Origin of the sequence: Amycolatopsis nigrescens CSC17Ta-90 (genome assembly GCF_000384315.1) — a bacterium.
Classification (GTDB): domain Bacteria; phylum Actinomycetota; class Actinomycetes; order Mycobacteriales; family Pseudonocardiaceae; genus Amycolatopsis; species Amycolatopsis nigrescens.
Map to the genome: position 1 here is coordinate 6,814,599 of NZ_ARVW01000001.1, position 22,857 is coordinate 6,837,455.

Annotated in this window: 23 protein-coding genes; 10 read left to right on the forward strand and 13 right to left on the reverse strand. The window is 71.0% G+C overall.

All coding sequences use genetic code 11. From position 1 onward, the window contains the following. Together AMYNI_RS0132330 and AMYNI_RS0132335 are read right to left on the reverse strand one after the other, a co-directional pair. Nucleotides 1-483, reverse strand: a complete 483-nt coding sequence (locus AMYNI_RS0132330; RefSeq protein WP_026361218.1) for a hypothetical protein — start codon at nt 481-483, stop codon at nt 1-3. Next, nucleotides 480-1,241 carry a sulfite exporter TauE/SafE family protein gene (locus AMYNI_RS0132335; protein ID WP_020672248.1) on the reverse strand — a complete coding sequence of 254 codons (762 nt, stop codon included), beginning with the start codon at nt 1,239-1,241 and terminating at the stop codon, nt 480-482. The genes AMYNI_RS0132330 and AMYNI_RS0132335 overlap by 4 nt, the downstream gene beginning before the upstream one ends. Nucleotides 1,242-1,333: 92 nt before the next feature. Here AMYNI_RS0132335 and AMYNI_RS0132340 point away from each other — a divergent pair, with 92 nt between their 5' ends. Next, on the forward strand, nt 1,334-2,221 hold the full coding sequence (locus tag AMYNI_RS0132340; protein ID WP_020672249.1) for a LysR family transcriptional regulator: 888 nt from the start codon (nt 1,334-1,336) through the stop codon (nt 2,219-2,221). Nucleotides 2,222-2,282: 61 nt separating this feature from the next. After that, nucleotides 2,283-2,780 carry a pyridoxamine 5'-phosphate oxidase family protein gene (locus tag AMYNI_RS0132345; RefSeq protein ID WP_020672250.1) on the forward strand — a complete coding sequence of 166 codons (498 nt, stop codon included), beginning with the start codon at nt 2,283-2,285 and terminating at the stop codon, nt 2,778-2,780. Here AMYNI_RS0132345 and AMYNI_RS0132350 read toward each other — a convergent pair. The 3 genes from AMYNI_RS0132350 to AMYNI_RS0132360 form a co-directional block, all read right to left on the reverse strand. Continuing rightward, nucleotides 2,773-3,624 (reverse strand): aldo/keto reductase, encoded by an 852-nt coding sequence (locus AMYNI_RS0132350; protein ID WP_020672251.1) that lies wholly within the window; start codon nt 3,622-3,624, stop codon nt 2,773-2,775. The two genes, AMYNI_RS0132345 and AMYNI_RS0132350, sit on opposite strands and share 8 nt — an antisense overlap. 38 nt (nt 3,625-3,662) lie before the next feature. After that, complete coding sequence (locus AMYNI_RS0132355; protein WP_020672252.1) at nt 3,663-4,280, reverse strand: class I SAM-dependent methyltransferase; 618 nt, start codon at nt 4,278-4,280, stop codon at nt 3,663-3,665. A gap of 93 nt (nt 4,281-4,373) precedes the next feature. Next, nucleotides 4,374-6,662 carry a LuxR C-terminal-related transcriptional regulator gene (locus AMYNI_RS0132360; protein WP_020672253.1) on the reverse strand — a complete coding sequence of 763 codons (2,289 nt, stop codon included), beginning with the start codon at nt 6,660-6,662 and terminating at the stop codon, nt 4,374-4,376. A gap of 478 nt (nt 6,663-7,140) precedes the next feature. On the opposite strand from AMYNI_RS0132360, the gene AMYNI_RS0132365 reads away from it, so the two are divergent. After that, nucleotides 7,141-8,073 carry an alpha/beta hydrolase gene (locus tag AMYNI_RS0132365; RefSeq protein ID WP_051116593.1) on the forward strand — a complete coding sequence of 311 codons (933 nt, stop codon included), beginning with the start codon at nt 7,141-7,143 and terminating at the stop codon, nt 8,071-8,073. A gap of 8 nt (nt 8,074-8,081) precedes the next feature. Here AMYNI_RS0132365 and AMYNI_RS0132370 read toward each other — a convergent pair whose 3' ends face one another. Both AMYNI_RS0132370 and AMYNI_RS0132375 read right to left on the reverse strand, forming a co-directional pair. Next, nucleotides 8,082-8,846 (reverse strand): NPP1 family protein, encoded by a 765-nt coding sequence (locus AMYNI_RS0132370; RefSeq protein WP_020672255.1) that lies wholly within the window; start codon nt 8,844-8,846, stop codon nt 8,082-8,084. A gap of 85 nt (nt 8,847-8,931) precedes the next feature. Continuing rightward, on the reverse strand, nt 8,932-9,807 hold the full coding sequence (locus AMYNI_RS0132375) for a LysR family transcriptional regulator (protein WP_020672256.1): 876 nt from the start codon (nt 9,805-9,807) through the stop codon (nt 8,932-8,934). Nucleotides 9,808-9,914: 107 nt separating this feature from the next. Between AMYNI_RS0132375 and AMYNI_RS0132380 the strand changes: the two genes are divergently transcribed. Beyond that, on the forward strand, nt 9,915-11,198 hold the full coding sequence (locus tag AMYNI_RS0132380) for an FAD-dependent oxidoreductase (RefSeq protein ID WP_245574043.1): 1,284 nt from the start codon (nt 9,915-9,917) through the stop codon (nt 11,196-11,198). A gap of 52 nt (nt 11,199-11,250) precedes the next feature. After that, complete coding sequence (locus tag AMYNI_RS0132385) at nt 11,251-12,477, forward strand: MFS transporter (protein WP_020672258.1); 1,227 nt, start codon at nt 11,251-11,253, stop codon at nt 12,475-12,477. Here the strand turns inward: AMYNI_RS0132385 and AMYNI_RS0132390 are convergent. Beyond that, the gene (locus AMYNI_RS0132390) at nt 12,449-13,051 is read right to left on the reverse strand and encodes a TetR/AcrR family transcriptional regulator (RefSeq protein WP_020672259.1); all 603 of its coding nucleotides are present in this window, start codon (nt 13,049-13,051) and stop codon (nt 12,449-12,451) included. The genes AMYNI_RS0132385 and AMYNI_RS0132390 overlap by 29 nt on opposite strands. 75 nt (nt 13,052-13,126) lie before the next feature. Here AMYNI_RS0132390 and AMYNI_RS0132395 point away from each other — a divergent pair, with 75 nt between their 5' ends. Continuing rightward, entirely contained in the window at nt 13,127-13,999 is an 873-nt protein-coding gene (locus tag AMYNI_RS0132395; protein WP_020672260.1) for an alpha/beta fold hydrolase, read from the forward strand. Here the strand turns inward: AMYNI_RS0132395 and AMYNI_RS0132400 are convergent. Then, entirely contained in the window at nt 13,986-14,324 is a 339-nt protein-coding gene (locus AMYNI_RS0132400) for a DUF3140 domain-containing protein (protein ID WP_020672261.1), read from the reverse strand. The two genes, AMYNI_RS0132395 and AMYNI_RS0132400, sit on opposite strands and share 14 nt — an antisense overlap. 248 nt (nt 14,325-14,572) lie before the next feature. Here AMYNI_RS0132400 and AMYNI_RS0132405 point away from each other — a divergent pair, with 248 nt between their 5' ends. Continuing rightward, a complete protein-coding gene (locus tag AMYNI_RS0132405; protein ID WP_211225524.1) occupies nt 14,573-15,784 on the forward strand; it encodes a hypothetical protein in 1,212 nt (403 codons plus the stop codon). An 81-nt stretch (nt 15,785-15,865) separates the two neighbouring features. Here the strand turns inward: AMYNI_RS0132405 and AMYNI_RS0132410 are convergent, their stop codons facing one another. After that, a complete protein-coding gene (locus tag AMYNI_RS0132410) occupies nt 15,866-16,510 on the reverse strand; it encodes a response regulator (RefSeq protein ID WP_020672263.1) in 645 nt (214 codons plus the stop codon). Then, complete coding sequence (locus tag AMYNI_RS47505) at nt 16,507-17,676, reverse strand: sensor histidine kinase (protein WP_020672264.1); 1,170 nt, start codon at nt 17,674-17,676, stop codon at nt 16,507-16,509. Before AMYNI_RS47505 ends, AMYNI_RS0132410 begins: the two co-directional genes overlap by 4 nt. A 155-nt stretch (nt 17,677-17,831) precedes the next feature. On the opposite strand from AMYNI_RS47505, the gene AMYNI_RS0132420 reads away from it, so the two are divergent. After that, nucleotides 17,832-18,737 (forward strand): alpha/beta fold hydrolase, encoded by a 906-nt coding sequence (locus AMYNI_RS0132420; protein ID WP_084628524.1) that lies wholly within the window; start codon nt 17,832-17,834, stop codon nt 18,735-18,737. Between the two features lie 18 nt (nt 18,738-18,755). On the opposite strand, the gene AMYNI_RS0132425 is transcribed toward AMYNI_RS0132420, so the two are convergent. Next, the gene (locus AMYNI_RS0132425) at nt 18,756-19,475 is read right to left on the reverse strand and encodes a TetR/AcrR family transcriptional regulator (RefSeq protein WP_020672266.1); all 720 of its coding nucleotides are present in this window, start codon (nt 19,473-19,475) and stop codon (nt 18,756-18,758) included. A 160-nt stretch (nt 19,476-19,635) separates the two neighbouring features. Here AMYNI_RS0132425 and AMYNI_RS0132430 point away from each other — a divergent pair, with 160 nt between their 5' ends. Beyond that, nucleotides 19,636-20,547, forward strand: coding sequence for an AurF N-oxygenase family protein (locus AMYNI_RS0132430; protein WP_020672267.1), 912 nt, complete (start codon nt 19,636-19,638; stop codon nt 20,545-20,547). Between the two features lie 47 nt (nt 20,548-20,594). After that, nucleotides 20,595-22,229 carry an FAD-dependent oxidoreductase gene (locus AMYNI_RS0132435; protein WP_020672268.1) on the forward strand — a complete coding sequence of 545 codons (1,635 nt, stop codon included), beginning with the start codon at nt 20,595-20,597 and terminating at the stop codon, nt 22,227-22,229. On the opposite strand, the gene AMYNI_RS0132440 is transcribed toward AMYNI_RS0132435, so the two are convergent. Next, on the reverse strand, nt 22,216-22,824 hold the full coding sequence (locus tag AMYNI_RS0132440) for a DinB family protein (RefSeq protein ID WP_020672269.1): 609 nt from the start codon (nt 22,822-22,824) through the stop codon (nt 22,216-22,218). The genes AMYNI_RS0132435 and AMYNI_RS0132440 overlap by 14 nt on opposite strands. Between the last annotated feature and the right edge of the window lie 33 nt (nt 22,825-22,857).

Consider the following 22,857-nt stretch of genomic DNA (forward strand, 5'->3'; position numbering starts at 1 on the left):
CTATCCAGGATCGTCTATTTTGGACAGTCCATCGGAGACCGGTGTGGCGCCGAGGTTTTCGCCGTCCTCGTGGCGGCGGACCCAGTCGTCGAGGTCGAGCGCGGCTTCGGCGGGTTCGCGGATCGCGTGCGCCCGGCACCAGCTGTCGTCACCGGCGTGCCTCGGCGTCCGGTGGCCGGAAAGTTCTTCGCGGAGGCGGATTTCGGCCGCGGCGAAGCGGTTCCGCGCGGTTTGCGCCGGCACGCCGGTGGTGTCGCCGATGAGCTGCCAGCCGGCGCCCGCCAGGCGCTCGAACACGGCGGCCGCTTCGAAGAACCGTTGCGCGGCAACCAACACGTGCGCGGCGTCGGCGAGCACGGTGCCCGGCTCGGCGGCGCCGACCGGCACCGCCGCGCGCGCGAGTTCGGCCAGTTCGCACGCCTCGTAGGCCATCACCAGCCGGGCTCGCGCGGCATCCGTGAGATCCGCTGGAGAGGTGCTCATGCGCGCACGAAGTAGAGGACGGTCATGGTCACCGCGATGCTCAGCACCACACCGCGCAGCAGCCGCGCGGAGAGGCGGCGGGCGAGGTGGGCGCCGGCGAAACCGCCGGCCACCGCACCGGTCAGCATGCCGGCCAGCGGCAGCGGGGACCGGAGCACGTCCGAAGCGATCAGGAACAGCGCGGTCGCGGCGAGGTAGATGGCGGCGAGCTGGGCGATCCGCATCGGGTTGCCGGCCGCCGCGTCCAGCCCGAGCCCGACGCTCCACAACGCCAGCATGAGGATGCCTACGGCACCGCCGAAGTATCCGCCGTAGACCGCCAGCGGGAACTGGGCGATCAGCACCGCACCGGAGCCGAGGTTCGCCGAGCGCCCCAGCGCCGCGCTCAACGCCCCGGACAGGCGGCGCCCGAACGCGAGGACCACGGTGGCGAACGCGAGCAGCCACGGCACCGCGGCGTCGAACGAAGCCGACGGCAGCACCAGCAGCAGCCCGGCGCCGAGTCCGCCGCCGAGCACGCTCACCACGGTCAGCGCCCTCGTGGAAGTCGCTCCGACGGAGGTCAGCTCGCGCCGGTAGACCCAGGCGCTGGCCACCGCCCCCGGCACCAGCGCGACGGTGGTCGACGCGTTCGCGGTGACCGGCGGCAGGCCGACCGCGACCAGCGCGGGCAGTGCCACGAAGGTGCCTCCGCCGCCGACGGCGTTCAACGCGCCGGCGGCGATACCGGCCAGCAGGACAAAGAGGATCTCGGCCACCCGCCGAGCATCACGGCGGCGCGCGGGGTGCGCAATGCGCGATCGGTGTACCAAGCCTAAGCCTGTGCCATAGGCTCTAATAGGCTGATGCGGTGCGTTACGACCTGGACGACCTGCGGCTGTTCCGGCACATCGTCGCGGAGGGGTCGATCACGGCCGGTGCCCGCCGGATGCACCTGAGCCTGCCTTCGGCCAGCGCCAGGGTGCGCTCGCTGGAACACCACGCCGGGGTGGCACTGCTGGTCCGCGGCAGGCGAGGGGTGCGGCCCACCCCGGCCGGCACGACACTGGCCCGCCACGCCCGCGACGTGCTCGCCCAGACAGCGCGGCTCGAAGGTGCCGTTGCGAGCTACACCCGCTCGCCTGCCGCGCCATTGACCCTGCTGGCCGGCGGCTCCGCGATGCACCGGCTGGTGCCCCAGGCCCTGATTCCGTTCCTGCGCGAGCATCCCGACGTCGACGTCACCGTTTCCGAGTGCCGGACGCCGCGGACCGTGCGGATGCTCGCCGACGGCGAAGCGGACCTCGGGGTCGTCCTCGACGACGAGGCCCGAGACTGCGGCCTCGACACCGAACCGCTCGGCGACGACTCGCTGGTGGTGATCGGCCAGGCCGGCGGGATACTGGCCGGGCGGACCGCGCTGACCTACCGCGAGGTCGCCGAGCACCCGCTCGTCGGGCTGGACGCCGATTCTTCGCTGCGCCGCTGGATCGAGAAGAACCTCGGCCCGCACGCCCCGGTCGCCCGGTACCGCACCAGCGTGGCCGGACTGAGCACCCTCGTCGCCCTCGCCGCGGCCGGGGTGGGACTGGCCGTGGTGCCGCGCCGCGCGCTCAACCCCGGTCAGCCGCTTGAGGTGTGCGATCTCCAGGACCCCTGGGCACGCCGCCACCATCTGCTCGCCTGGGGCGCCAGTGCCCGGAGTTCCCCGGTGGCCGCCGCGGCGCTCGCCGGGCATCTGCGCCGCGCCGCCGATTAGTTTCGCCAGGCCGTCTGGTCTCCATAGGCGGATACCGCTTCGGAAACCTTGGAGGACCAAGATGGAGTCGACTCAGCTCGTGCAAGAGTTCAGCGAACCGGAGGCCACCGCCCTGCCATGGGACGAGGTGGTGGCGGTGCTGGAGTCCGCGGAGATGTTCTGGTTGTCCACGGTCCGCCGCGACGGCCGCCCGCACGTCGCCCCGCTGCCGGCGATCTGGCTGGACGGCAGGCTGTACTTCTGCACCGGCGCGCACGAGCAGAAGGCGAGGAACATCGAGGCGAACACCCACTGCGTGCTCACCACCGGCACCAATACCTTCCGCTCCGGCGTGGACGTCGTGGTCGAAGGCACCGTCGGCCGGGTCAGCGACAACGACACGCTGGTCAGCCTGGCCGCACGGTGGAAGGACAAGATCGACTGGGAGTACGTCGTCGGCGACGGCGTCTTCCTCGACACCATGTCGGTCGGGAACCCGGCCGTGGTCTTCGGGGTCACGCCGTCGAAGGTGCTGGTCTTCACCAAGGCGCCGTACGGTCAGACGCGCTACGTCAGGTGACGGCGGATTCCTCGCGCGGCGGGATCCGGTCGAGCCGCCGCCGTTGCTCGGCGCTCAGCCGCAGATCCGCCGCGGCGACGTTCTCCTCCAGGTGGCCGATCGTCGCGGTGCCCGGAATCGGCAGCACCACGGGTGACCGGTCGAGCAGCCAGGCGAGCGACACCTGCGCCGCGGTGGCGCCGAGTTCGGCCGCCACCGCGGCGATCTCGGCCCTGGCTTCCGCGACCGCCACCGCGACGGGCCGCCACGGCAGGAAGGCGATCCCGGCCGCGGTGCAGGCATCGAGCACGGCCTCGTGTTCGCGGTCGAGCAGGCTGTAGCGGTTCTGCACGCTCGCGACCTCGACCAGGCCCCGCGCCTGTTCGAGCTCGGCGACGGTGACCTCGGACAGGCCGAGCCGGCCGATCTTGCCCTCGATCTGGAGCTGCCGCAGCGCACCGAGCTGTTCGGCGAGCGGCACGTTCGGCGCGATCCGGTGCAGCTGGAGCAGTTCGATCCGGTCCACCCGCAGCCGGCGCAGTGCGTGCTCGACCTGCTCGCGCAGAACTTCCGGCCGCCCGTCGAGCACCCACTCGTCCGGGCTCGGCCTGGTGACCCCGACCTTGGTCGTGATCAGCAGATCGTCCGGGTAGGGATGCAGCGCCTCGGCGAGCAACTCCTCGTTGGCGCCCCATCCGTACAGGTGCGCGGTGTCGATCAGGGTGACGCCGAGTTCGACGGCACGCCGGGCCACCGCGATCGAGCCGTCCCTGGCCGGGCCCGGTTCGGTCGGCAGCCGCATGGCCCCGAACCCGAGCCGCTTGACCCGGATGTCCCCGCCGATGTCGAACGTGCTCGATGTCATGTGCCGCAACCATCCTTGTCCTCAACAGGACCTGGACACTACCCATCGGCGGTTCCCGGGTGGCGGACGGCGCGGAGGACGGTGTCGTTGGCGTGGTGGGTGCCCGGCGGGGCGGCGGCGGTTCGCGGGCGGGTTTCGTCGATCAGGACGGTCCAGCCGTCGCCGAGCAGCCCGGCGATCTCGTCGGGGCGGTAGTACTGGTTCGGGTCGACGCCGAGCTCCTCTTTCGGTGGCAGGTCGGCGAGGGAGTGGCCGACGAAGAGCAGGGTGCCGCCGGGGGCGACCGCGGCCAGCAGGCCGTGCAGCGCCCGGTGCCCGGTCTCGCGGGGGAGCGGGAAGTACTGCGCCGACACCAGATCGAACGCGCCGGCCGGTGGTGGTGTCCTGGTCAGGTCGGCGCGGGTCCACGCCACCTCACCGGCGAAGTCGGTGGAGCTGGCCGCCGCGCGCTCCAGTGCCACCTGCGAAATGTCGATCGCCGTGACGCGCCAGCCCTGCCCGGCCAGCCAGCGCGCGTCGCCGCCCTCGCCGCAGCCCACGTCGAGCGCCTGGCCCGGCGCCAGTCCGGTCACCTCGGCGACCAGCACCCCGTTCGGGTTCCCGCTGAAAAGCTGGTCCTGGCCGCGGTACCGCTCGTCCCACAACTGCTGGTCCATCGCTGATCTTCCTTCCTCGTCACCATTTCCGCACCGACTCTGCCCCGCGCCCGGCCGATCGGCAAGATTCCTTGCGGAAACAGCAAATCGAGATCAGCGCCGGGGTTTGGCGACCCAGGCGGCGATCTGCGCGCGGTTGGTGAAACCGAGCTTGCCCAGGATGTGCTCGATATGGGTTTCCGCGGTCCGCCGGGCGATCACGAGGTGGCCGGCGATCTCGCGGTTGGTCATGCCCTTCCCGACGAGCACCGCGATCTCGTTCTCGCGTTTGGTCAGCGGGTTGCCGGCGGGCTCCTCGTCCAAGGCGTACGCGAGCGCTTCGGTGAGGGAAAGCGCGGCGCCGGCGCGGGCCTCCCGGAAGGCCTGCTCCGCGCCGAGCCTGCCGACCACCAGCTCGCTCGCGCGCCGGAGCGGTTCGATGAAGGCGGCGTAGTTGGTCGGTGCGGTGCCGAGGGACTGCCAGACGGTGGTCGCGGCGCCGAACAGCCTGGCGGCTCTGGCCGGCAGGTCGCTGTGCACGGCGCAGCCGGCCATCACGGTCAGGGTGAACGCGATGATCAGCCGGTCGTCCACCTTGTGCTGCAGCCGCAACAGCTCGCGGCCCGCCTTCTTGGCCTCCTCGATGTCCCCGCACAGGTACTCGGCCGCGCTGCGGGACCACAGGGTCCACGACCGCCAGAAGTCCTGACCGGTGGCCGCGCACGCCCGCGCGCTGCGGCGGAGCACTTCGCGGCCGCCGGTCAGGTCGCCGGCCAGGCTGCGGGCGAGCCCGTAGTTGTAGGTCGACCACAGCTCGCCGCCGACGTCCGCGCAGTCGCGGAACATCCCGGCCGCCAGCTGGAACAGCTTGCTGGCGTTGCCGTTGTCGTCGCCGATCAGGGCGGCGTAGGCGCGCACGTGGTGCACGTAGGCCTGCGCCTGCTCGTCGCCGGTCTCCTCGGCCACTTCGGCCGCCTGCGTCACCGCGGTCTCGTAGGCGCGCAGATCTCGTTGCACCAGCGCGAGAAACGCGTAGATCCACAGGCCGTAGGCCCGGCCCGCGGCGTCGGCCGGTGCCGCGTCCAGTAGCCTGCCCAGCCAGATCCGGCCTTCGGTGTTGAGCCCGCGCAGCACCCAGTACTCCTTGAACGCCCGGATCATCCGCAGCCCGACCACCGCCTCGCCGGGGTCGTGCACGCAGAAGTCCAGCGCCGCGCGCAGGTTGGCGTGCTCCCGTTTGAGCCGGTTGATCCAGGCCACCTGCTCGGGGCCGAGCCATTCGGCCTCGAACCTCCGGGTCAGCTCCAGGTACCAGTCACGATGCCGCAGCCGCATCCCGGCTCCCCGCCCCATCGCGTGGAGCTGGTCCTCGCCGTACTGCCGCATCGTCTCCAGCATCCGGTACCGGACCACGCCGTGCAGTTCCTCGCGGAACAGGATGGACTTGTCGATCAGCCCGTCCACCGCGTCCAGCACCGCGTCACGGGGAAGCTCGCCGTCGGCGCAGACGGCCTCGGCGGCCTCGATGTCGAAGCTCTCGGCGAACACCGACGCGTGCGCCCACAGCTGCCGTTCCTCGCGGGTGCACAGCCCGTGGCTCCAGTCCACCAGCGCCTGCAGCGTCGAGTGCCGGTCCGGTCCCGTTCGCCTGCCGCCGGTGAGCAGGGTGAACCGGTCGTTCAGCCGCTCGGTGAGCTGGCGGACGGACAGGGTGCGCAACCGCGCCGCGGCCAGCTCCATCGCCAGCGGCATCCCGTCCAGGGCACGGCAGAGCAGGACGACGTCCTCGGCGTTGTCCTCATCGAGGCTGAACCCTGGCACCACGGCGGTCGCCCTGTCGACGAACAGCCGCACGGCGTCGTACCGCGTCAGCTCGTCCGCGGGACGGCCGGGATCGGGCACGGCCAGCGGCGGCACCGGCAGCACGCGCTCGCCCATCACGCCGAGGGACTGCCGGCTGGTCGCCAGCACGACCAGCTCCGGGCAGGACCGCAGCAGGATGTCGGCGAACGCGGCACAGGCGTCCACCAGGTGCTCGCAGTTGTCCAGCACCAGCAACAGCCGGCGCGCGCGGAGCTGATCCACCAGCAGGTCGATCGGCGGCTGGGCCGACCTGTCGCCCAGCCCCAGCCGGTCGGCGACGGTGCTGACCAGCAGCTCGGGCTCGTGCAGCTCGGCGAGGCCGACGAACACCACGTTCTCCCCGAACGAGGCCCGTGCCGCCGCGGCCGTGCGCAGCGCGAGCCTGGTCTTGCCGACGCCGCCCGGCCCGGTCAGCGTGACCAGCGCGGCCTCTTCCAGCAGCGACCTGGCTTCGCGGATCTCGGTGTCCCGTCCGACGTAGGAAGTCCGTTCCGCCGGCGGGTAGCCGGTCGGGTACTCCTCGGTCTGACTTTCGGCCAAGTCTTGCCACCACCCAGTCCCGTCCGCGGCCCATGTTCACTGCCAGTGAACAGTTGTACTCCGAAAAGCACTGGAACGGGAGAGGGGTGGCGTGGCCGGCGGTGACCGGTCCTGCCGGCCCCGGCGCGACATCTTTGTCACCAAGGTATACAGAAGCGACTTCGGGCTATGACAGTTGTGCGCATATTCGCCGGCTCCCGTGCGTGTGCTTGCGTTCCGGTGATCGGAAACCCTAAAGTTCTTCCGGCGGTGAACAGTTCCGGCGGCGCGGCCGGAACATTCCTCAGCTCCGGGCGAATGGCTCGAACAAGCCTGCGATGTCTTCCTCCGGCTCGCCGGTGCGCCCGGGATCGGGCAGGCACGAGAATGGGGCGCAATGGCATCGCTAGGCAATCCGGCCACCCGGAACCGGTTTTCGATCTTCCGCCGTTTCACCCCGCTGCTGACGTTGTTCTGCGCCCTGTCGCTGACCTCCGCGATGGCACCGGGACTCACCGCGGCGCAGTCATGGCCGAACGCGGCGACCGCCGATGACGGCGCCAGGGTGACCAAGGAGACCTGGCTCGACGCGCGCACGGTGGACCTGCAGATCGACTCCCCGGCGATCGGTGCGACCGGCACGGTCCGGCTCTTCGTACCGGCTGGCTGGAAGGCCGAGCCCACCAGGACCTGGCCCACGCTCTACCTGCTGCACGGCTGCTGCGAGCCCGCCGACTACAAGTCATGGGACCAGTTCACCGACGTGAAGTCCTTCACCGCGGACAAGGACGTGATCGTGGTGATGCCCAGCGACGGCCCGGCCGGCATGTACACCAGGTGGTGGAATTTCGGGCTCTACGAGAAGCCGGACTGGGAGGCCTTCCACACCGAGGAGGTCCGGCAGCTCGTCGAGCGGTCCTACCGCGGCGGCACCCAGCGCGCGGTGGCCGGCGTTTCCATCGGCGGCTACGGGGCACTCGCCTACGCGTTCCGCAAGAAGGGGATGTTCGGCGCCGCCGCGTCCTACAGCGGGATACCGAACACCCTTTATCCCGGTGCCGCGGGCACGATCAAGGGACTGCTGTTCCGGGTCGGGATCTACAATCCCTGGGCAATGTGGGGCGACGAAAGCTCACCGGTGTCCAAATGGGCGGAGCGCAATCCGTACAACCATGTCGACGAACTGCGCGGCACCGCGCTCTACGTCAGCTCCGGAAACGGCGAGACCGGACCCCTCGACCCGCCGGGGCAGAGCGACCCGCTGGACGCGATGTCCGAGATGACCTCGCGCAGCTTCACCGACCTGCTGGGGCAGCGGGGAATCCCGGTCACCGCGGACTACTACGGCAACGGCACGCACAGCTGGCCGTACTGGGAACGCGCGCTGCACAACTCGTGGCCCGTGCTGGCACCGGCGCTCGGCCTGTCGTAGTACCCGGGTCACCCGGCGGGGTCGAACGGGATGCCGTCCGGCTTGGCCTTCCGGAGGTTGTCCTCGAAGCTCCCGTCCTTGAGCGCCAGACTCGCCTTGCCGAAGTCGGCCGAGGTCAGCTTGTCGCGGATGCCGGCGGGGAAGTTGTTCCAGCTGACCAGCGCCGGGTACTGCCACTTCCGGTAGTGGTTCTCCGGCTGTTCGTCCTTGCCGGCAAGGCGGAAGGCGTGCGTGCTGCCGCCGTCCTTGTGGTAGACGATCTTCGGGTGCGTCCCTTCCCAGGCGACCTCGGAGGCGGGGTGTTTGGCGTACTCGCCGTGCGCCGACGTCGAAACGTACTGAGCCTGGTCTTGGTTCACCCACACCACGACATGTTCGAGGTCGTGGCGGTGGCCGAAGGCGTCGACGCCCGCGACGACCTGGTCCTTCTCGAAGTACAGCGCGTACATGTAGGCGCACCAGTCGTTGTTGCACTTGGCGCGGGCGTAGGAGTTGGTATTGTCCAAATCGGACTGGTCGCGGCAATTCCCGTTCAGGGCACCGGAGTTGTTCAGCCCCTCGGCCACCGTCCCGTCCGCGCCGATGGCCGGGGTGGAGTAGCAGCCGTCGGTGTCGTAGTCGAAACCCGGTTGCCACTTGGCGTCCGGCTCGGCGGCGCTGGCCGGCAGCGCGCCGGGCGGTTCGGCCCACGCGGAGGTCGCGGGCAGGACCACGACCAGCGCGGCGGCCCCGGCCAGTGCCCGGATGGTGAACGACAGCTTTCCCGACCCCACGACAGCGCCTCCCGATCGACGTCCGCACGACCGCCTGATCGTAAGGGCCGCGGACTGGGGAAACGACCAACTCGAGCTGAACGGCTCAGTCCACCGGGACCCCGGCGACGACGGTGGCGACCCGCTCGACGATGGCCCTGGTCACCGGCTGGCGCACCAGCCAGGTCCGCATCAGGAACGGCGGCTCGACCAGGCGCGACCACGGCCAGCCCGGCAGCAGCCGCCCGGCGCTGGACTCGGTGAGCAGGACGGCGGCGGTACCGGCCGCCTCCGCGCAGGCGAGCGCGTTCTCGGTGAACCGGGCGAACACCCAGACCGGCGAGACGCCGAGGTGATGGGCCGCGGCGAGCAGCCGGTCGTGCTCGGTGGGCACCTGGTCCCTGGCGTGCGCGAGCACGCGCAGGCCGTCGAGGTCGGACAGGCGGCATTCCGCGGTTCCGGCCAGCGCATGGCCGGGCCGGACCGCCAGCCCGAACGGCTGCTCGAACAGCCCGGCCCCGGCGAGCACCGACGGCGGCTGCTGGTGCGCCAGCCCGAGGTCGAGCCTGCCCTCCCTGATCATCCGCAGCTGGTCGGTGCTGCTGGCGTCGGTGAACGCGATGTCGGCGTGCGGCGCCCGCTCGCGCACCGCACCCAGCACCCGGTGCAGCCAGCCGGTCGGCACCCCCGGCGCCAGTCCGATCCGCACGATCTCCCGCGCCGGCCCCGCCGACCGCGCGACCTCCCGGCTGGCGTCGGCCAGCCGCAGCACGAGCTGGGCGTGTTCGTTCAGGGCGGCCCCGGCCGGGGTCGGGCGAACCCCGGTCGGTACCCGTTCGAACACCGCGACCCCCAGCTCGTGCTCGAGCTGCCGGATCTGCCTGGTCAGCGCGGGCTGGGAGATGCGCAACTGTTCGGCGGCCCTGGACAGCGAGCCCTCCGCGAACACCGCGGTGAAGTACCGCAGACGCCTCAGTTCCATGGCAGCTCCCGTCGTGGCCTCTACGCTGTCCATACCTTCCGGTTATAGCCCGGCTGACCAAACGATATTGGCTCCGGCCGCCACCCTGCCTTTCTAATGTGTCCACAGTGCACACCGGGCGAAGGGCGGCAGGGGACACAGTGGACACAGTGGACAACTACGACGTCGTGGTCATCGGTGGCGGCGCCGGCGGGGTCGCGGCCGCGGTGGGGGCCGCGCGGACCGGCGCCTCCGTGCTGCTGGTGGAGCAGTACCCGTTCCTCGGCGGGGCGGCGACGAACAGCTCGGTGCTCACCTTCTGCGGGTTCTTCGACCAGCGCGGCGAGCAGGTGGTCGCCGGGGTGGGGGAGGACATCCTGCGGCGGCTGCGGGCCCGCGGTGTCTACGAAGAGAAGACGATGGGCTGGACGGGCAATCGCATCGTGCTGCTCGACGTGGAGTCCACCAAGCTGGTCCTCGACGCGGCGCTGGCCGATGCCGGGGTGGACGTGTACCTGCACACCAGGCTGATCGGCGCGACCCGCTCGAACGAGCGGGTGACCGAGGTGGAGCTGCACCACCGCGGCGGCCGCGAACGCGTCACCGCCAAGGCGTTCGTCGACGCGAGCGGTGACGGCGCGCTGCTGGCCGAGGCCGGTGCCGGTGTGCGCGTCGCCGCTGTCGACCAGCGCCAGACCAGCACCCTGGTGTGCCGCTTCGGCGGCGTGGCCGAGGACGCGGACCTTTCCCGCGAGGGGCTGCGCGCGGCGGTGGCCGCCCACGGCCGGCAGACCGGCACCCGGCTGCCCCGCGACTACGGCATCGCCGTGCACCTGCCGGTCACCCGCGAGGTGATCGCCCTGCTCGTCGACGAACAGCTCGACGCGCTGGACGTGGCCGCGATCAGCCGGGACGAGGCGAGTGCCCGCAGGCAGGCGTGGCAGTACCTCGACGCGCTGCGCGCGCACCTGGACGGCTGGGAAAGCGCGTACCTGCTGGAAACCGGCCCGCAGATCGGCATCCGGGAAGCGCGGCACCTGCGCGGACGCGAGCAGGTCACCGAACAGGACGTGCTCACCGGCCGCAAGCATCCCGGCTCGGCGATCGCCCGCTGCGGCTGGCCGATCGAGGACCACGCGAGCCCCGGCGTCACCAACTACCGGCCGATCCAGGACGGGGGCTGCTACGACATCCCGTACGGCGCGATCTGCTCGGCCGACACCGGCAACCTCTGGGGAGCGGGCAGGCTGACCAGCTCCGACGACGAGGCCTACGCGTCGGTGCGGGTGATGGGCACCGCGTTCGCCACCGGCCACGCGGCGGGCGTCGCGGCGGCCCAGTACGGCCAGGGCACCGCGCACGACGTGGCCGCCATCCGTGCCGAGCTGCGACGGCAGAGCGCACTCGTCTGACCCCGCTTCGGTCCCGGCCGGACCGCTTTCCCCGTGATTCGGAGACTCAACGATGAGTACCACCACGAGTACCACCACCGGTTCGGCGTACCGCTGGGTCGTGCTGCTGCTGAGCTGGGCGGCCTTCACCATGACCTCGGTGGACAGGTCCACCTGGGGCCCGGCCTCGGCGTCGGTGAGCGATTCGCTCGGCGTCCCGCTCGCCGCCCTCGGCATCTTCGCCACCTGCTACTACGTCGGCTACGTCGTGTCGAACGCGGGCGGCGGCTTCCTCACCGACTGGCTCGGTGGGCGGAAGGTGCTCGGCACCACGTCACTGGTGGCCGGCGGGCTGATGGTCCTGTTCGGCTCGACCACGTCGATGGCGATGGGCCTGGTCGTGCAGGGCGCGCTGGGCCTGTTCGCGGGCGCGGACTTCTCGGCCGGCCTGAAGCTGATCACCTCCTGGTTCCGGCCGGAGGATCGCGGGTTCGCCTCCGGCGTGTTCATGACCGCGACGTCGCTGGGCACGGTGGTGGCCAACGCGGTGGTGCCCAGCCTGATCGCGAGTTCGGGCTGGCAGGCCTCGTACCACCTGTTCGGCGGGGTCACCGTCGTGCTCGCCGTGCTGTGCCTGCTGTTCATCCGCGACGGCGAGCGGTCCGGCGACGCGCCGGGGCGGCGTCCCGTGCCCGACCTGCGCCCGTTGCTGCGCAACCGGGACCTGCTGCTGCTCGGCCTGGCCGGGTTCGGCGGCCTTTGGGGCACCTACGGGTTCGTCACCTGGTCGAACACCCTGATGGTCAAGGGCAACGGGATCAGCCCGATCGACGCGGGGGTGGTGCTGGTGATCTTCTCCGGTACCGCGGTGGCGGTGAAGCCGCTGGTCGGGTTCGTCACCGACAAGATGGGACTCGGCAGACGGATCCCGACCGTGGCCATCCTGTTCCTGTTCGGCGCCACCCTGCTGGTCTTCGGCAGGATGACCAGCTATCAGGCGTTCCTCTGGGTGGCGCCGCTGCTCGGGGTCGCCGCCTACGCCTACAGCCCGCTGACCGCCGCGCTCACCCCCACCCTGACCGGCGCGCGGCTGGCAGGGTCCGCGGCCGGCGCGGTGAACGCGCTGTGGCAGCTGGGCAGCGTGATCGTGCCGGCCGTGGTCGGCCCGGTGTTCCAGGCGACCCATTCCTTCTACTCCGCGTTCGTGGTGCTGGCCGCCGGCCCGATTCTCGGCGGCCTCGTCATGCTCGGCGTCCGGGACGACCGGCCGGTCAGGCCCGGTCCATCGCCAGTCGCGTGAGGTCCACAATGGACTTTCCGGCGGCGAGCAGCGGCTCACCGTCCCGGGCGGCCCTGCTCAGGATGAAAGCACCCTCCAGCAGGTTGATCATCGCGAAGGCGAGCGTCCTGGCTTGTGCCTCGTCGGGGATGAACCGGCCGAACCACGCCGTCGCCCCGGCCGCCCACACGGCGAAGACATCGGCGGTTGCCGCCCGGAGCGTCTCGTTGGTGCTCGCCACCTCCAGCGCGATGGTGGCGATGGGGCAGGCGTCCGCGTAGCCGGTGGCGACCAGGTCGTCGGCGGCTTTCCGGAACGCGAAATCGAGCGCCTCCAGCGGATCCGGCTTGTCTTCGAGCAGGGTGAGCACCAGGTACCCGTACTCCAGGCCGGCGCTGCGGATGACATCGTCGGCCAGTTGCTCCTTCCCGCCGGGGAAGAAGTGGTAGATGGAGCCGAACGGCGCCGCCGACTCGGTGGCGATCTGCTTGAGGCCGGTGCCGGTGTATCCCTTCTGGCGGAACAACCGCCCGGCCGCTTCCTGGATCCTCGTGCGGGTATCCGGGGTTCCGGCATCGGCTTTTCCGCCGCCCATGGGCGCCACCTCCTCGACAGTGCGTTGCCAACCAGGGTATCGTATTAGAACGATCTATCAAATGAGGAGGGCGGGATGGCGCGGATCGAACTCTCCGCGGGACCGATCGACTATCTGGACACCGGCGGCCCCGGCCCGGTACTGGTGTTCACGACCGGCTTCCCGATGAACGAGTCGCAGTGGCGCAAGGTGCTGCCGCTGCTTCCCGGCTATCGCTGCGTCCTGCCGACCATGCCGCTGGGCGCGCACCGGCAGCCGATGAAGCCGGACGCAGACCTCTCGCAGCGCGGCCAGGCGTTGCTGCTCGCGGAGTTCCTGGAACGGCTAGGGCTGACCGAGGTCACGCTGATCATGAACGACTGGGGCGGGGCGCAGTTCATGATCTCCGAGCGCAGGGCGGACCGGGTCGGCAGGCTGGTCATGGTCGCCTGCGAGGCGTTCGACAACTTCCCGCCGAAACCCGTCCGCCCGCTCCTGCGGATGGTCGCCCTGCCGGGCGGGACCTGGCTGCTGATGCGGCTGCTGAGCACGAAGTTCTTCCGCCACAACCCGAGGGCCTACGGGGTGCTGAGCCTGCGCGGGATCCCGGACGAAGTGCTCGACGACTGGTTCGCCCCGGCCACCAACGGCCCGCACCGCCGCGCCATCCGCCGTGACCTCGCCAAGTTCGCCACATCGTCACCGCCGCGGCAGGTGCTGCTGGAATGGAGCGGCCGGCTCCGGGAGTTCGACCGGCCGGCGCTGGTCGTATGGGCCACCGACGACCGGATGCTGCCCCGCGACCACGGCGCGCGGCTGGCCGAACTCCTCCCGCAGGGGCGGCTGGTCGAGATCGACGGTTCGTCCACCTTGATCCCCGAGGACCAGCCGGAGCGACTCGCCGAGACGCTGACGAAGTTCCTTGCGGAGACTTCTGGGACCCTGGGACCTCCGGCTAGCCGGGTTTGAGCGGGTCGTGGCCGATCGACATCAGGCCGTGCCGCCAGCTCGCCTGACCCGCGGTGGGCTCCAGGTCGTCCGGGCGCTCGGCGTGCACCCGGTCCACCACCTTGCGCATCACCTGCAGGTCCTCGCGGTCGAGATCCCCCTTGCGCTTGCGGAGGATGGCCAGCACCTGCTCGCCGGTCAGCGGCGCGTCCTTGTCCGGCAGCGGCTCGGTCTCCGGGGTGGCGGCGCTGGTCAGCAACCATTCGGCCAGTTCACGCGAGGTCATGTTCACCACGCGGTGGAATTCCTCCCAGAGCTCCTCCTGTTCGGGGGGCACGGCGGCCATGCGGCTCACCTCCCTGTTGTTCCGCCTGCTTTCCAGGTCCTCACCACCGGCCGGTCAGCCCTCTTCCCCGGACAGCCTGCCTGCCAGCAGTTTCTTGCCCTTGGTCGCGGTTTCGGGTGCGATGCTCATCGAATCTCCTTTCCTTCCACCCCTGGGTGTTTCCCGTACCGGGCAGCCCGAAACGCGCCAGCGAAGGCCGCGGGTACGCCGGTCTTGACCTGATGCGCACCCTCCGCCAAAGTTGAGTCGTGGGATATCAACTTCAAGAGGAGTGGTTGCGGGCCTACGCCATCCTGGCTCTCCGCATCGACCGGCAGCTCAGTGCTTCCGGCGGGGGACCCGTGCTCATGTACAGCGGGCCCGGCCGATGGAGTTCGCAGGTGCGGGCCGAGCAGCCACCGCCGCCGGGCCTGCTGGCCGAGGACTGCGAGCACCTGCTGCACGACCTCCCCTTCGACGGGTCGCGGGCGAGGTACCTGGCCGCTCAGCTTCGCTCGATGCGCGTCTTCGCACGCCGGCTGGCCGGAGAAGACCTGCCACTGGGGGAACTCGCCCGGCAATGCCTGGGGGTGGCGGCGGACTGGCAGCCGGAATCACTGTTCGAGGCCGCGCACGCCGAACTCGACGCCGCCCTGCCCGCCGCCACCGGTTCACTGGCGCAGCGTCTGCACGCCTGGCAGGGCGTGCACACGCTCCGGTCGGAGGCACACCGGCTGCCGGAACTGGCAGGCTGGGCGGTGACCGAAACACGCGCCAGGACAAACGCGATCGTGCCGCTGCCACCGGACACGGCGGTGGAGTGCCGGCTGTCCGCCGGGCCGCACCGAGGGCAGTACCTGGGTGAACGGCGATCGGTGATACACCTGAACAACAGTGCCCCGTTCAATCTAGCCGACCTGTTGTACGTGGTCGCTCATGAAGGATTTCCCGGGCATATCGCCGAATCCATGCTGAAGGACATCGAGCTGGTCGGTGCGCGCGGCCTGCTGGAGCATCAGGTCCGGTTCATGATCTCGCCCTCCTTCGTGGTCAGTGAAGGACTCGGGCTGCACGCGCAGGACATCATCTTTCCCGGAGACGAGGCGCAGGCGTGGCTGACCGATGCGGTGCTGGCGCCCCAGCGCATTCCGCCGGACGGCAGCGATTTCGCCGCGATCCAGCACGCCAGGAACGTCCTTTGGGGAGTCTGGGGCAATGCCGCGTTCCTGGCCGCCGACGGGCGGTCCGACGTGGAGATCGGGAACTACCTGGCGCGGTGGGCCTTGCTCACCGAGGCGGAGACCAAGTGGGCCCTCGATGCCGTGCGAGCGCCCGGAATGAGCACCTACGTCCTGGGCTACTACCACGGGTGGCGGATCCTGCGGTCCTGGCTCGACCATCCCGAGCGGTCCGCCAGGGTGCGCCGCCTGCTCACCGAGCCGCTGCTGCCCGCCGATCTGGAACCCGGCTCGGCGACCTGAAGAATTCGGAGAGGTTCCGAGGTTGAGTCGTGGAGTGCCGAGGAAACGCGGTCAGGGTCCGGCGCCCGCCGAGTGGTCTTCCTAGCCGAGCCCGGCGTCACGGGCGAGCAGCCCGGCGCTGGACCGGTTGGCGCAGCCCAACTTGGCCAGTATCCGGGAGACGTGTCCCTTGACGGTGGCCTCGGACAGGTACAGCCGCCGGGCGATTTCGGCGTTGGACATGCCGTGCCCCAGCCAGCCGAGAACCTCCTTCTCCCGCGTGGTCAGTGCCGAGGTCAGCGCGGCCGCCCGGTCCCGGCCCTGCTGGCGGCCGTCCGCGGAGACCAGCAGGTGCCGGGTCGCGGCGGGGGAGAGCACGGTGTGGCCGTCCGCGGCGACCCGGACCAGTCCGATCAGGTCGGCCGGCGGCGTGGACTTCAGCAGGAATCCGGCCGCGCCGGCCCGCAGGGCGTGCAGCACGTGGTGGTCGGTGTCGAAGGTGGTCAGCGCGACGATCACCGGCGGCCGGGCGAGGGCGCTGATGTGGCCGATCGCGGTGATTCCGTCGACGCCGGGCATCCGGAGGTCCATCAGCACGACGTCGGGCTGGTGCCTGGTGACGGCCTCGAAGGCCTCCGCGCCGTCGTACGCCTCGGCGCAGACCTCCAGGTCGTCCGCCGTGGCGAGGATGGCCCGCAGGTGCGCGCAGACGAGCGGGTCGTCGTCGACGAGGAGGACCCGGATCATGCGCTCTCGCTGCCCGCCCGGACGAAGGCGGGCAGGGCCGCGTCCACCCGGAACCCGCCGTCGGCGCACGGCTCGGCCTCCAGCGTGCCGTTGACCAGCTCGATCCGCCGCCTCAGGCCGAGCAGCCCGGTCCCGCCGCCGGCGGAGGCCAGTGCCGCATCGCCCGCTCCGGCCGGTGCGGTGTTGCGGATGCTCACCCGCACCCCGTCCGGTGCCTGTCGCACGCCGAGCCGGACACGCGATCCGGGGGCGTGCTTGCAGACGTTGGTCAGCGCCTCCTGGACCACCCGGTACGCGGTCCGGCCGACCGCGGGGGAGACCAGGCACGGCTCGCCGTCGGTGACGATCTCGACGGCGATCCCGACCGACCGCGCGGCCGCGACCGGCGCGGCCAGATCGGGCAGGGGTTCGAGCGGGCCGGTGTCCGCCGCGTCCGACCGCCCGGACGCGCTGAGCAGCCCGACCAGCTCGCGCAGTTCGTCCAAGGCATGGCAACCGGTCGCCCGCAGCTCCTCGGCCGCGCGCCGGGTCGGCTCGTCCGCGCCGGTCAGGTGCAGGGCACCGGCCTGCAACACCATCACGCTCACCCGGTGGCTGACCACGTCGTGTATTTCGGCGGCCAAGCGCAGCCGCTCCTGACGGCGGGCCCGTTCCTCGCACAGCTGCTGTTCGCGTTCCGCGCGTTCGGTCCGTGCCGCGACGTACAGGCCGAGTGCGGCCGGCCCGCCGACCAGTGCCACGATCGGACCGGCGGTGGCGCCGAGGTGCGTCAGCAGCGGCGTGCCCACGCAGGCGGTGGCGGCCACGACGACCAGCGGTGGCCAGGCCAGTCGGTGACCGCGGGCGAAAGCGGCCACGCTGTACGCGGCGAAAGGCGCGGCCGAGGGCAGCAGAATGCTCTCCGGCTCCGGCCGGACTCCCGGTACGGCACCCGGCCACACCCACACGGCCACGGCTAATGCGGCGGCGAGCAGCGCGACGAACCAGGCGACCGCGACCGGGGCCCGGCGGCGAAACCACAGGGCGGCCGCGCCGGTCAGCAGCAGGCCGAGCACGAGGACGTCGTACGGTTCGGGCATGGCCGGGAGCTGGGTCACGGTGTTGATCACCGCGATCGTGCCGGCGAAGACCACCACCACGACGTCGGCGATTCGTTCGCGGCCCATGGCGAAAAGGTACCCACGGCCGGACCGCCAGTACTCCGGCGCGGGCGAAACCGCTACCAAAGTCTGGGGTCGCGGTCCGTTTGCCGGTACCGGCGGCGGAAAACCGGAACTTCGCGTGCTTTCACCGGTGCCCGGCGGCGGGCTGGAATGGTCGCATGGTCAACAGACGGACAGTACTTCTCGGTGCCGCGGCTGGAATGACGGTGCTCGGCGCGTGCGGCGGCGGAAGACCTGGGGCGGCCGAACGCTCCCCGGTGCGGACCGGGTATCTGCCGGTGCCGGGGGCGCGGCTGTACTACGAGCTGCGGGGCAAGGGGCGGCCGCTGCTGATGATCCACGGCGGCAGGGTGGACGCCGGTTCGTTCGCCGCAATCGCGCCGGAGCTCGCCGGGCAGTACACGGTGATCACCTACGACCGGCGCGGGAACTCGCGGAGCCGGCTCGATGGGCCGGCCACCGACCTGCGGCTGGAGCAGCAGGCCGACGACGCCGTCCGGCTGCTCGACGAGCTGGCCGAAGGACCGGCGCACGTGTTCGGCAGCAGCGGCGGCGCGATCGTCGCGCTCGAACTGGCCGCCCGCCACCCCGACCGCCTCGCCACGGTGGTCTGCCACGAGCCGCCGGTGCCGGAGATCCTGCCGGACGCCGGGGCGGAACTCGCGAAATACGATGCGGTGTACCGGACTTATCGCACCAGCGGCGTCATGCAGGCGTACCGGCAGTTCGCCGAGATCGATCCCGGCAAGCCGGACCCGGCGGGCGACGGCGACTACCCGGCCGATCCGGAGTTCGGCGACCGGATCGAGGGCAACGCGGAGTTCCTGCTGGCGCACGAGATGCTCCCGTTCGTCCGGTACCGGCCGGACCTGCCCGCAGTGCGCGCGAAGCTGCCCGGACTGGTGCTCGGCGTCGGCCACTACCAGGCCGAGGTGGCGACCCGGATCGTCCGCACGCTCGCCGACCGGCTCGGCACCGCGGCCTGGGAGTTCCCCGGTGACCACACCGGCTACATGTGGCGACCGCGGGAGTTCGCCGGAAAACTCCGGGAGGCGCTGTCGTGAACCCGTTGTCGTCCGGCGCTACTCCGACCCGGCCGTGGCGGGCTCTCCGATGGCGATCGGCTGGTCCGGGTCGACGACGATGCCCGCCGAACGGAAGATGTGGTCCAGCGTTCCCCAGACCCACGCCGAGAGGTAGTCGACGAGGTCCTCTTCACTCAGCGACTTCGGCTCGTCCAGCCAGCGGTCGGTGGCCGACTCCAGGAACCCCACCAGGCCGAACGCGAGCGGGTCCGCGATCCGGATGGGCAGTTCGAAGGCGCTCAGGTAGGCGCCGAGCAGGGCGCTGAGCTGGGTGCCGAGGGTGGTCTTGATGTCGGCGACCACGTTGCGGACGTCCCCGCGCCCGCCGGGCCCGGTGATCGCGCGCTGGGTGACGTACCGGTACAGGTTGGCGTGCTCGGCGATCCACCGCACCAGCGCGCGGACGGCCTGGTCGATCATCCGCGCCGGCGGTCCGCCCGGCGTGCTCAGCAGCGGTGCCATCTCCGCGACGATCAGCTCGGCCGCGCGCAGCGCGACCGCCTGGTGGAGATCGTCGGCGCCCTGGAAGTGCCGGTACAGCTGGGGACGCGCGACGCCGGCCTTGGCCGCGACCTGCTCGGTCGACACCGCCGGCCCGTGCACGGCGATCGCGGCGATCGCCGCCTCCACGAACTGGGCCCGCCGTTTGGCGCGCTGACCGGTCCACCGCTGGGCGCGGCGGTCCGGGAGTTTGGTGGTCGGCGTCGGCTCGGGCACGTGCTCCAGCCTACGACCCGCCACCGGCCCCGCTGCGCACCTCCGGTAACCGCCGAGCACCCCTTGTGTTCGAGAGCACAACCGGCCGAACTATGTGCTACATTCGTGTAGCTGTTACTTCGAGTAACAGGTGACCGAGTCGCATTGGAGGGATCAGGTCATGACCAGTTCCGCGGCGGACTTCCGCCAGAACACGAGCCAGGACGACGACGTTTCGCGGCGCCTGCTGGAGTCGGCCGCGATGCTGTCCTACGACCCCGCGAAAGAGATCGACTGGGACGAGCCGCTGCAGGCGGACCTCTACGGGCTCAATCCCGAGTGGAGCACCCTGTACGGGACGTCGCTCTGGGACGAGATGACTGAGCGGCAGCGGATCACCCTCACCCGGCACGAGGTCTGCTCGATCATGAGCACCGGCATCTGGTTCGAGATGATCCTGCAGCAGATGATCCTCCGGGACCAGTACGTGCAGAACCCCGCGAACTCGGAGTTCCAGTTCGCGCTGACCGAGATCGCCGACGAGTGCCGGCACTCGATCATGTTCGCCCGCGTCTGCGAGAAGCTGGGCGTCCCGGCGTACTTTCCTAAGCGGAGCACGATCGAGCTCGCCCGCCTCTTCAAGAGCGTGGCGTCCGCGGAAGTGGCCTACGGCGGCACGCTGGTGGCCGAAGAGGTGCTGGACGTGATGCAGCGCGACTGGATGCGCGGCGAGAACGTGCTGCCGATCGTGCGGACCAGCAGCAAGATCCACGTCCTCGAGGAGTCGCGGCACATGAAGTTCGCCCGGCAGGAGATCCGCGAGCGGATGGACGGGATCAGCGCCACCCGCCGTCAGGTGAGCGGTGTTTCGGTCGCCGCCGGCGCGTACTTCATCGTCAAGAGCATGGTGAACGAAGGGGTCTACGCCGCGGCCGGGCTGGACACCGAGCGTGCGCTGGCCGAGGTGCGCGGCAACGAGCACCGCAAGGCGATGATGCGGTCGAGCTGCGCGCACCTGATGGATTTCCTTTCCCAGGCCGGGCTGCTGACCAAGCCGGCGGTGTCCATCTACAAGAGCGTCAACATGCTCTGAGAGCTGCCGGAACGGACAGCCGAGCGACAGAGGAACGACCACCAGCCATGGCCTTCGCGATCACCCAGACCTGTTGCAACGATGCGTCCTGCGTGTCGGTGTGCCCGGTCAACTGCATCCACCCGACTCCGGACGAGCCGGACTTCGGCAGCACGGAGATGCTCTACATCGACCCGCAGACCTGCATCGACTGCGGTGCCTGCGCGGACGCCTGCCCGGTGGACGCGATCTTCCCGGTCGATCGGCTGCGGGGCCCTGACATCGGCTACGCCGGGCTGAACGAGCGGTACTACGAGACGCACACGGGTGGAAACGCCTGGGGCGAGCCGCATTTCCCGCGTTCCCTGCCGCAGGACGTCGGACCGCTCCGGATCGCGATCATCGGCACCGGCCCCGCGGCGTGCTACGCGGCGCAGTCGCTGCTGCGCTCGACCGGGGCCGAGGTGACGATGCTCGACCGGATGCCGGTGCCCGGCGGCCTTGTCCGTTTCGGCGTCGCGCCCGATCATCCTTCGACGAAGAAGGTCGGGGACAGTTTCGCCGCGCTGTACCGGCATCCGCGGCTGAAGATGCACCTGAACGTCGAGGTCGGCACCGACCTGACGCACGAGGAGGTCGCCGCGCACCATCACGCGGTGATCTACGCGGTGGGTGCGGCGAACGACAGGGCGCTGGGGATTCCCGGCGAGGACGGCGCGGGTAGCATCTCGGCCACGGAGTTCGTGGGCTGGTACAACTCCCACCCGTCCGTGCCGGCCGACGCGATCGACCTTTCCGCGGAGCGCGTTCTCGTTGTGGGCAACGGAAATGTGGCCCTGGACGTGGCGCGCATCCTGGTCACCGACCCGGAACTGCTGGCCGGCACCGACATCGCCGACCACGCGCTGGCGGCGCTGCGCCGGAGCAACGTCCGCGAGGTGGTGCTGCTCGGGCGCAGGGGGCCCGAGCACGCCGCCTACACGAGCCCGGAGTTCGTCGCGCTGCGGCACCTGCCCGGGGTCCGGGTGGTCGTCGACGAGCACGGCGGCACTCGTGCCGCGATCGAGGCCGCCGAGCCGGGTGCCAAGGCGGCGCTGCTCGGCGACGTGCCGATCGAGGAGGTGGACCTGAGCGTGCCTCCGGCGCGGGACGGGGACCGGCGGATCGTGTTCCGCTTCCGGTGCGCGCCGGTCGAACTGGGCGCGGCCGGGTCGGTCCGGGTCGCCCGCACCACGACCGGCGAAGAGGAGACGATCCCGGCCGGGCTGGTGGTCCGGTCGATCGGCTACCGCAGCGCTCCGGTGGCGGACCTGCCGTTCGACGGCGCCACGTCGACCGTGCCGCACCGGGCCGGCCGGGTGACCGACCCGGATTCCGGCGCGCCCCTCGCCGGGACCTACGTCGTCGGCTGGGTCAAGCGCGGACCTTCGGGCGGGATCGGCGCCAACCGGACCTGTTCGGCGGAGACCGTCGACAGCCTGCTGGACGACGCGGCCGCGCATCGCCTGCCCGCGCCGGCCGGCGGAGCCAAGGAGTTCGACCGGCTTGTCCGCAGGCGGAAGCCGGACGCGCTCGGGTTGCGGGAAATGCTGGCGATCGACCGCGTCGAGCGTCAGCGCGGCCAGGAGTCGGGCCGCCCCAGGGTCAAGTTCGCCACCGTCGGCGAACTGCTCCGGGCGGGACGGCGGTTCACTGGCCGGTAGCCGCCGCCCGCGCCACGCGTTCGAGCCGGTCCCGGTGCTCCGCCCACCACCGCCGGTCGACCTCGGGCAGGTTTTCGTTGCCCGCCACCATCCCGGCTGCCCCGTCCACCAGTTCCCGCACGATGTCGGCGTGCCCGGCGTGCCGGTGCGTCTCGGCGAGCACGTGCACCAGGATCCGGTGCAGCGTCACCGCGCGCAGGTGCTCCGGCCACGGCTCCACCCGGCCGGCCGCGTCCAGCGCCAGCCCGTCGATGGTCGCGTCCGAGTGCGCGCAGGCCCGGCGGTAGTAGCCGATGATCTCTTCGCGCGATTCCTCGGCGGTTGCCCACATGTCCACCGTGGGGTCGGCGGACTCGGCGGATTCGAGGTCGACGAGCCAGGGCGGCAACTGCTCCACCGGCCGCCCGAAGGTCTCGCCGAAGTATCCGATCTCCACCCCGGTCAGGTGCTTCACCAGCCCCAGCAGGTTGGTGCCGGTCGGCGTGAGCGGACGGCGGACGTCGTACTCGGAGAGCCCATCCAGCTTCCACAGCAGCGCGTCGCGGGCTTCCTGCAGGTAGCGGTGGAGGTCCGCTTTCGGCCCCGATCCGATCATCCGCCCAGCCTGCCACGGGCGGCCCCCGCGACG